At 73.1% G+C, this 201-nt stretch carries 1 protein-coding gene; it reads left to right on the forward strand.

Annotated elements, in window-relative coordinates; translation table 11 throughout:
• The coding region (locus BN358_RS10570) for a hypothetical protein (protein WP_157593344.1) at positions 1-201 on the forward strand (201 nt) is incomplete at both ends.

Raw genomic sequence — 201 nt, forward strand, 5'->3', positions numbered from 1 at the left:
AGCGAGGAGGTGTCGGCCACCGACGTGGCCGAGGTCGTCTCGGCGTGGACGGGCATCCCGGTCGGCAAGATGCTGCAGGGCGAGAGCGAGAAGCTCCTGCAGATGGAGGACCGGGTCGGCGAGCGCCTGATCGGGCAGCGCAAGGCTGTCGAGGCGGTCGCGGACGCCGTCCGCCGCTCGCGGGCGGGCATCTCCGACCCG

Origin of the sequence: Sedimentibacter sp. B4 (assembly GCF_000309315.1) — a bacterium.
Classification (GTDB): Bacteria; Bacillota; Clostridia; order Tissierellales; family Sedimentibacteraceae; genus Sedimentibacter; species Sedimentibacter saalensis.